We start from the raw sequence: 7,544 nt of genomic DNA, 5'->3' as shown, positions 1-7,544 counted from the left end.
TCAGAGCGAGTTTCTTCGACAAGGGTAAGGTGTTCAATCAACGTCATAGCGCGTGCCTCCTGCATGGAGACGCGATTAGATCACAGACGATCTGCCTGTTCAAATTTCATTAACAAAGTGCGATCCCGCCCTGACAGGATGGCGGGTGTCATGGCTATTTACAATCTACATGATTGGATTGATGAGCAACGTGAGGCATATGAGTTATGGGATAAAAAATTAATGGAGGCAGTAAAATCATTGCAGGAACTCTAAATATAACCGAACCATGAAATCATATAATTCATCATCTAAGATGAGTGCTTTTCCCTTGATATCCAGTTGTTTACCGCTGCAGTCGAATAAAAGCCTTTATTGAGAGGCGGTGGAAATTTGTCTTCTTTAATCCACCTGTACAGCGTCGATCTGGATATTCCAAGTTTTTTTAATAGCGTTTTGGTTTTTATTAGTGCTGGTTCATTGTTGTTCATATAGCCTCCTGTTTTTTAGGAGGTTAAACATGATTGGTATATGTGTCAATTTACCATATTTTTAGACAACTTGCTTTTATGATATAGAAAAACATTCATACTGCGAAAATCAATTTAATAATTGTTTTTGTGTATTATAAAAGCAATGGAAATGGCTATGGAAAAATATGGCTTATGGTCATGATATGTAAATTTCAATAACATTTTTGACTCCTTTTAGCTCTCGATGGTTGGGTATGGAGTGTGTTCGTGTTGTCAAGTCAACGGTTGGCTCTATTCATTATTGGTAGAGTTGAAAAAGCGATTGAATAGGTTAGCCACGAGGGGGTAATAAAAGTGGGGGTTAAGCAGAGAGTTAATAAAGTTTTTGTGTTTTAAAGGATTGTGAATTCGTTCACAAATCATGATGTATTTTTTTTAAAAAACATGTAGCTCATTGTGGTTAGGATTCAATGGTGTATTGTCTGCGGTTTCATATGGTTATACTAGTTCCGGAGAAACTATTGATGTCACGGGCTACTCTTTATGGCTGCAACCTTGGTTGCAAGCAATGCGGTGATAGCCACTACGGTTATCGATGTAAACGTAATGGTGCCCAAGTCCATCGTTGCTCAGGATGGTGCTGAGAAGGTATTTAACACTATTCACCAGCGCGTAGCGGCTATGGACGACTATTACACTAGTCAACGCACCGGCATCGTCAAAAATGGCAATCCTGAGAACCTGCATTTCGAGGTGAAGCAGATCCTCGTTATGAGCGATACCGTCCTGAACCCGACGTGTAAAACAGGCTACTCAGCCGCGGTTGTTCTGCTCAACGAAAAGGTTATCGGTGTTCGTAGCTCTTATGGCCCGAACTTCGGCATCATGGCGCCTCCGCTGTGGGACGGTGTATGCACCAACGAGCAGGACATTCAAGACCTGACCTTCGCTGCGCACAGCTCTGGTGCCGATATGTGGATCACCACCAAGGGCGGCCCAGATGGCAAGTTTGATGGGATGGCTACTTCCGGCGCTGATTTTATGGTGAGTCGTTATGACACCACCCCTGATACCTACGCACATGAAGCATTCCACCTGTTCGGCGCAGAAGATCTTTACAACCGTAAAGGTGCAGAAGGATTCTGCGACCAAGGGGGCATCTGGGCTGGTCGTCTGATGTGTGGTTACGGTGATCTGACCAAGAACAACATGTTCGGTGGCAGTCCTTCTGCCATTGACCAAGGGGATATTTACCCTTACGGTCCAAGCGAGAGGTATTTACTCCAAAACTTCTACAACAACCCTGACAGCCCTGATGCCGCTCGCCTGTTGACGATGCCTGATGGCAACCTCCGCGCTTACTACGGATGGACAAAAGGCACTGGTGCAGGCGTCATGTCGAGTGCAGACATTGCTGATCGCACTTTCACAATGAAAGTAGACAGCACTACCCTGACTAATGCGAAGCCGTACATCGATGTTACCATCACTGCCTCTGGCACTGATGCTGCCGGTAAGCGTCTCTCTGTAGAGCTGTATAGCGAGTCTGGCAGCGCGGTTGTGGGCCAGCACTACAACGATGGTATCTCGCAACTGGTGCGCTTTGACCCGACGACTGGACAGACTGCTCTGGATGCTACGGGCAACCCGACCTACACAGTGCGCGTGACAGCGCGTGACCTGGCGTTCGTCGGTGCCAAGAGCTTCACCATCGGTCTGCGTAGCGGTACTGGCGGTAACGTGATTACCCAGCCGATGGCCATCACTGTGCAAGGTGCCAACACTGATGATGGTCGCAACGATGGTGGTGACAACGGTGGCGGTGGTTCGACAGGACCGATCTCATTGCTGACTTTGGTTATCTGCGGGTTGGTTCGCCGGCTTAAAATGTGTTGATAAGCCTTGTACCAATACCTTTTTTCATCATTATGGCAAGGTGGTCAAGCTGCGTTGGCATGGTAGGTCGCCAAAGCACCCAGATGTTATGAGTGTTGCCGAGAATAATTACGGGCGTCCCCAAAACACGAATTCCGATTAAACGATTTATTACAGTCAAGGCTCCCACCATGTCGGGAGCCTTTCTTATTTCTATCTCTCTTTGCCGGATGTGCGGAGAAGTCGGACATCATGGCGCAGGGTTAACTTGGTCGTATTTGTAGGTCTGCACTCTTGAGCTTGAAGGTACACCCTTGCTGGATGAGCTCCTCCCGATTTGCCAGCACCAGCGGGTAGAGCAGGGGATGTTGTTGATGTTCTCCGTTATAGCTCACTTGCATCCGTTCCAGTGCGTAATGCACCAAGGGGATCCGTTGGCTGATCAACAGCTGGTTCCCTGTCATCGCATAGTCTCTGGCAATGATGGCCTGTTGTCCTTCACTGAGCCCGGGATTGGGAACGACTACCGCAGTCACCTGGGTGTTCCACTCCAGATCCTGCTCCCGGCCGTGAGGAGAGGCATCCAGCAGATCCGGTTCGCCCCGAAAACGACTCATCACAAAATCCAGATATTCCCCTTTCTTCTCGCAGTAGGCACGTACGTGCCAGCGGATCCCGTCATAGACCAGGGTGTGGGGCACGATATTGCGGCCACTCTGCTCCTCTGAACTGAGGGATACGTAATCGACATCGACCCGCAGTTGGCCGCGCGCCGCCTGCACCAAACCCCGCACAATCTTGGGGTCGATATGGCGGTTCGGCACATCCAGGATCTCGATATGGCCGTAGCGCAAATCCATCAGCGGCAGCGTTAACAGGCCCGCTTCATGTTGGCGCTGGTGCTGCTTTTCACGGTGTAGCAGCATCAGGTACTCATCCACTTTTCCCTCACTAAAGCGCGGGACAAAGTGCTCTGTGGGTTTGTATCCCTTCAGGCTTCTGTCATAGACCAGCCCCTCCGGTGAGTAGTGGGTCAGGTAGTGGTTGATATCCCGTGACGCCTGTTGGCGACCGATATTGAAGGCGGTCATCAAATGATTGGTAGTCAGCCGTCCCTCCCACTGCAAGACGATCTCCAACAGACGAAAGCGCAGGGTTTGATCCCAGGTGAGCTCTTTGGGTGCCATACGTGCTCCAAAATGCGACATGTTTATGTAACCAGTATCGGCATGAGTATACAGGCTACATATAATGAGTCCATCGAAATGAGCGCCAAAGGAGCATGTCATGAACGGGAAGCTGGACAGTGCATATAGCCATCATGCTGCGTGCCGGATGCAGCAGCGCGGTATTGCACCCGAGCTGGTGGATATGCTGCTGAACATCGGACGCTCTGCTTATCACCAGGGGCGAGAACTGGTTTATCTCGATCGCAAAGGAGTGGCCATGCTGCAAGCCGAGTACGGATTGCCAGCGGCATGTTGCCAGCGTCTGCGCCGTCACTATCTGGTCCTGCAAGACGGCGAGATTGTCACCGTCGGTCATAAAACCACTCACTTCAAACGCGATCGTCACTGAGGCGCTATGAACTCAAGTCTGTTATCAGGTCAGGCGGCCATGCCCCTGATCAAGGGGATCCATTGCCTGCTGTCAGCCGAGCGAGGTAGGGAGCTGATCGCTCTGCTTGCCAAAGGCGCGTGTCACCAAGAGGGTGAGACTTCACCGCTGGCGGTGGTGACGGCATTGGCTATCCATGTCGAGCAACATCGGCTGGATTGCACGTCACAGCCCATCTATCTGGGGCGTGAGCAACTGATGGCGGGTGCCGCCGATTTGCTGGGGGAGGCTGCTCGCTTTGAAGATCAGGATGCGTTTCGTCTGTTGGCGCTGCTACTCGACAAATTGCTGCGAGGAGGGCGTGGCAGTCGTCAGGCCAAGCTGGATGGACTCACGCCAACCGTGATGGAGCTGCGGGCGCTGGCGACTATATCCCCGAATAGCGGCGCTGTGGTGCGTGGCAGCTGGCGGCGCAAGTCACGCAATCAGCTGGGCCATGCCAGCTGGCTGGATGTAGTGGCGGCAGCCCTCTGGTGCTTCTGGCATGGTGACGATTTGGCAAGCGGCGAAGTGCTACTCGGTGTGCTGCTCGGCAGGGATGAGCGGGTGCGGTTGGTCTATGGTCTGTTGGCCGGGGCTTTTTATCTGTCAGATCGGACGGATTGAAGCCCCGGGGCCATCGCAGCCCGCCATCTTGCGGCTGATTAACCAGCCAGCTCAACCACCGGGTAACAGGCATCTCCCCACAGGGTATCGGGATGGGCCATCATCAACGCGATGATCACCGGCACCAGTTTGCCGAGCAGGTTGGCACAATCCTTCAGTTGTTTGCGATTGACCGAGCTGTTCCCGGTCGCACCGCCATGGATCAACTGGTTGCGCAAGGTATAGAGGCGATTAAACACCACCCCCAGCAACTGCGGGGTGTTGCCGCTGGCAAGCGCCAGGGTCGCCATCTTCTTGCCCTGTGCCAGCCGCTCCTTCCACTGGGCTTCGCTGATCTTGCCACTGTGATAATCCCAGAAGCTTTGCAGCACAAACGGAGTGTCCAGCAGTATGCGGATACTGCCCGAGAACTCCTGCCAGACCAGCTGCTCTATCTGTTTGTGCGTATCCAGTTCGCACAATTTTTCCAGAAAGGCTTTGAAGGTCTCCTGTTCCGAGAGGCGGCGATTGTCATCGATTTCAGTGGCATAAGCCGCATTGAACGCAATCCAGAGAAAGATAAAGCGGCCATCTTCATCTTCGGCCATTTCGGCGCGTTGCAGCCAGCTTAATGCCCGATGGACCCGCAGGTTGAGGTTGCCGGGGGCGTGTTTACGCAGTGTGCGGTGACGGGTTTTCAACTGTTCAAAATTCAACGATGGACTCCTTCTCAATCAGGATCGGATGAATAGTTTGCACCTGTGACATCAAGGTCACCTGCGATAGGTGATCGGGGTATCAGCATGGCGTTCTGGTCGTGGTGATGGTCACTTGCCAATCACATCTCTGATCTTTGCCATGGCCAGTTCCAACACCGACGCTGGCGAGTGTTCAAGTGGCGCATGATGACACTCGGGACAGGACTCAAACCAGCTGTGGCCACGCACCATCACATCGCTCTTGGGAGCAACCGTCTTGTGCCAGCCGCACTTTGGGCAGCGAAAAGTGGAGGGGGGTGGTGCAATCGGCATGACATTCCTCAAACAAAGCTCCATTTCGGTCCACCTTACCACAGCGATGGGGCGATGAGTGCCGTGGGTCTCACAGATCTCTACTGGAATGTGGCCCCGTTTCAGTGATGTACATGCAGAGAGCCTCCAGCTGTTTGTGCTGGTTTTGTGACCGCCCCAGCTTTATTTGGCAACTACCGGCATGACCCATCAGGTTTTGACAGATAGTTAGAGCAAGCACCGTCTATTTCGCGCCATGTGCTGTCGGCACGGTGCAAGGGAGGTTTGACCGCCCGGGTTGCGCGCCCCGGGGGCTGAAATCGTTCATGGAGGTAACATGTCATCACTCACATCTGCCAAGCCGGGTGCCACTGCCGATTTACTGGCCGGGATCACCGCTGCTGCCGTGGTCCTACCCAAGGCGATGGCCTATACCACCGTGGCGGGGTTGCCGGTGGCGATCGGTCTTTATACAGCGTTTGTTCCCATGGTGCTTTATGCGCTGCTGGGCTCTTCCAGAGTGCTCAGCGTCAGCTCGACCAGTACGCTGGCCATCCTGACCGCGACCCAGCTGGGAATCGTGGTACCGGATGGTGATCCCGACCGGCTGCTGACCGTCACGGCAACCCTGACCATGCTGGTCGGGATATTGCTGATGCTGGCGGCGGTGTTGCGGTTGGGGTTTGTCGCCAACTTTATCTCTTTGCCTGTGCTGGTCGGTTTCAAGGGGGGGATTGGGTTGGTGATCATTCTGGATCAGTTGCCCAAATTGTTCGGCGTGCATATCCATAAAGAGAATTTTTTTGCCGATGTTTACCATCTGTTGCAGGCCTTGCCCCAGACCTCATGGTTGACGCTGGCCATCGCCCTGGTGACGTTGGTGCTGCTGGTGTTCATGGAGTGGCGTTTCCCGCACTCACCCGCGCCCTTGCTGGGGGTTGCCATCGGTATCGCGCTGGTATGGGGGTTGGGCTTGAACGAGCAGGGGGTGTCGATTGTCGGCACTATTCCCACCGGCCTGCCAGCATTGCAATTGCCTGATCTGGCGCTGGTGCTGCAACTGTTGCCCGGCGCCGCCGGGATCGCCTTGATGAGCTTTACCGAAACCATTGCTGCTGGCCGAGCCTTTGTCGGGGAGGGAGAGCCGGAGCTCAACCCGAACCGGGAGCTGGTTGCCACCGGGCTTGCCAATCTGGGCGGCGCATTTTGTGGCAGTATGCCCGCCGGAGGGGGGACGTCCCAGACGGCCGTGGTGCGCTCTGTGGGCGGTGTCAGCCAGCGGGCGTCTGTCGTGACGGCGACGATGGCATTGGCAACCATGCTGTTTCTGGCACCGCTGCTCTCCTGGCTGCCGCACGCCACGCTGGCCGTGGTGGTGATCGTCTATTCGGTGGGGCTGATCCAGCCGGGTGAATTTCGCAAGATCGGCCAGATTAGAATGATGGAGTTTCGCTGGGCTGTCATCGCCTGCCTGGGGGTGCTGATTTTTGGCACCCTGCAGGGCATTGTGGTGGCCATCCTGGCCTCGCTGCTGGGCTTGGCGAGTCAGACAGCCCAGCCCCGGGTCTATGTGATTGGGCGCAAACCCGAAGAGGATGTCTTGCGCCCCTTGTCGGAGCGTCATCCCGATGATGAGACCTTTGCGGGGCTGCTCATCCTTCGTCCGGAGGGGCGCCTCTTTTTCATCAATGTGCAGCATGTTGCGGCCCGGATCCGGCAGTTGATCGCACAGTATCAGCCCCGGGTGGTGGTACTGGACATGAGCCGCGTCACTGATGTGGAGTATTCGGCACTGATGATGCTGGTGGAGGGAGATCAGCATGCGCGGCTCAAGGGGGGTGAGCTCTGGCTGGCAGGGCTCAATCCCGAGGTGCTGGAAAATGTCCGCCGCTGTGGTCTGGCCCGGCAGTTGGGGGAGACGCGTCTGTTATTTAATGCCAGAGCGGCAATCCGTCAGTACCAGCAGCAATGGTCAGGGGAGCAGGGGGAGCGTTAGCTCCCCCCG

The 7,544-nt window shown here is 54.2% G+C and carries 8 protein-coding genes; 5 read left to right on the top strand and 3 right to left on the bottom strand.

All coding sequences use genetic code 11. The annotated features are described in order from the left end of the window. Window positions 1-255 (top strand): hypothetical protein (locus PG888_RS12425; protein WP_270815776.1); only part of this gene is annotated, 255 nt, incomplete at its 5' end. A gap of 35 nt (window positions 256-290) precedes the next feature. Here the strand turns inward: PG888_RS12425 and PG888_RS23230 are convergent. Continuing rightward, a complete protein-coding gene (locus tag PG888_RS23230) occupies window positions 291-470 on the bottom strand; it encodes a helix-turn-helix transcriptional regulator (protein WP_201944616.1) in 180 nt (59 codons plus the stop codon). A 525-nt stretch (window positions 471-995) separates the two neighbouring features. On the opposite strand from PG888_RS23230, the gene PG888_RS12420 reads away from it, so the two are divergent. After that, complete coding sequence (locus PG888_RS12420) at window positions 996-2,348, top strand: SVAGG family GlyGly-CTERM protein (RefSeq protein WP_270693420.1); 1,353 nt, start codon at window positions 996-998, stop codon at window positions 2,346-2,348. 242 nt (window positions 2,349-2,590) lie between these two features. On the opposite strand, the gene PG888_RS12415 is transcribed toward PG888_RS12420, so the two are convergent. Then, the gene (locus tag PG888_RS12415) at window positions 2,591-3,514 is read right to left on the bottom strand and encodes a WYL domain-containing protein (protein WP_047435310.1); all 924 of its coding nucleotides are present in this window, start codon (window positions 3,512-3,514) and stop codon (window positions 2,591-2,593) included. Window positions 3,515-3,614: 100 nt separating this feature from the next. On the opposite strand from PG888_RS12415, the gene PG888_RS12410 reads away from it, so the two are divergent. Further along, window positions 3,615-3,905 (top strand): DUF4258 domain-containing protein, encoded by a 291-nt coding sequence (locus tag PG888_RS12410; protein WP_111806901.1) that lies wholly within the window; start codon window positions 3,615-3,617, stop codon window positions 3,903-3,905. Window positions 3,906-3,911: 6 nt separating this feature from the next. Next, the gene (locus PG888_RS12405; protein WP_270693423.1) at window positions 3,912-4,550 is read left to right on the top strand and encodes an ADP-ribosylglycohydrolase; all 639 of its coding nucleotides are present in this window, start codon (window positions 3,912-3,914) and stop codon (window positions 4,548-4,550) included. Between the two features lie 38 nt (window positions 4,551-4,588). Here the strand turns inward: PG888_RS12405 and PG888_RS12400 are convergent, their stop codons facing one another. Then, the gene (locus PG888_RS12400; RefSeq protein WP_270693425.1) at window positions 4,589-5,245 is read right to left on the bottom strand and encodes a HEPN domain-containing protein; all 657 of its coding nucleotides are present in this window, start codon (window positions 5,243-5,245) and stop codon (window positions 4,589-4,591) included. Window positions 5,246-5,876: 631 nt separating this feature from the next. Here PG888_RS12400 and PG888_RS12395 point away from each other — a divergent pair. After that, complete coding sequence (locus PG888_RS12395; protein WP_270693426.1) at window positions 5,877-7,535, top strand: SulP family inorganic anion transporter; 1,659 nt, start codon at window positions 5,877-5,879, stop codon at window positions 7,533-7,535. Window positions 7,536-7,544 lie beyond the last annotated feature (9 nt).

It is taken from the genome of Aeromonas sp. QDB23, assembly GCF_027707745.1.
Taxonomy (GTDB): domain Bacteria; phylum Pseudomonadota; class Gammaproteobacteria; order Enterobacterales; family Aeromonadaceae; genus Aeromonas; species Aeromonas allosaccharophila.
This window is presented reverse-complemented; position numbering and strand designations above follow the sequence as displayed.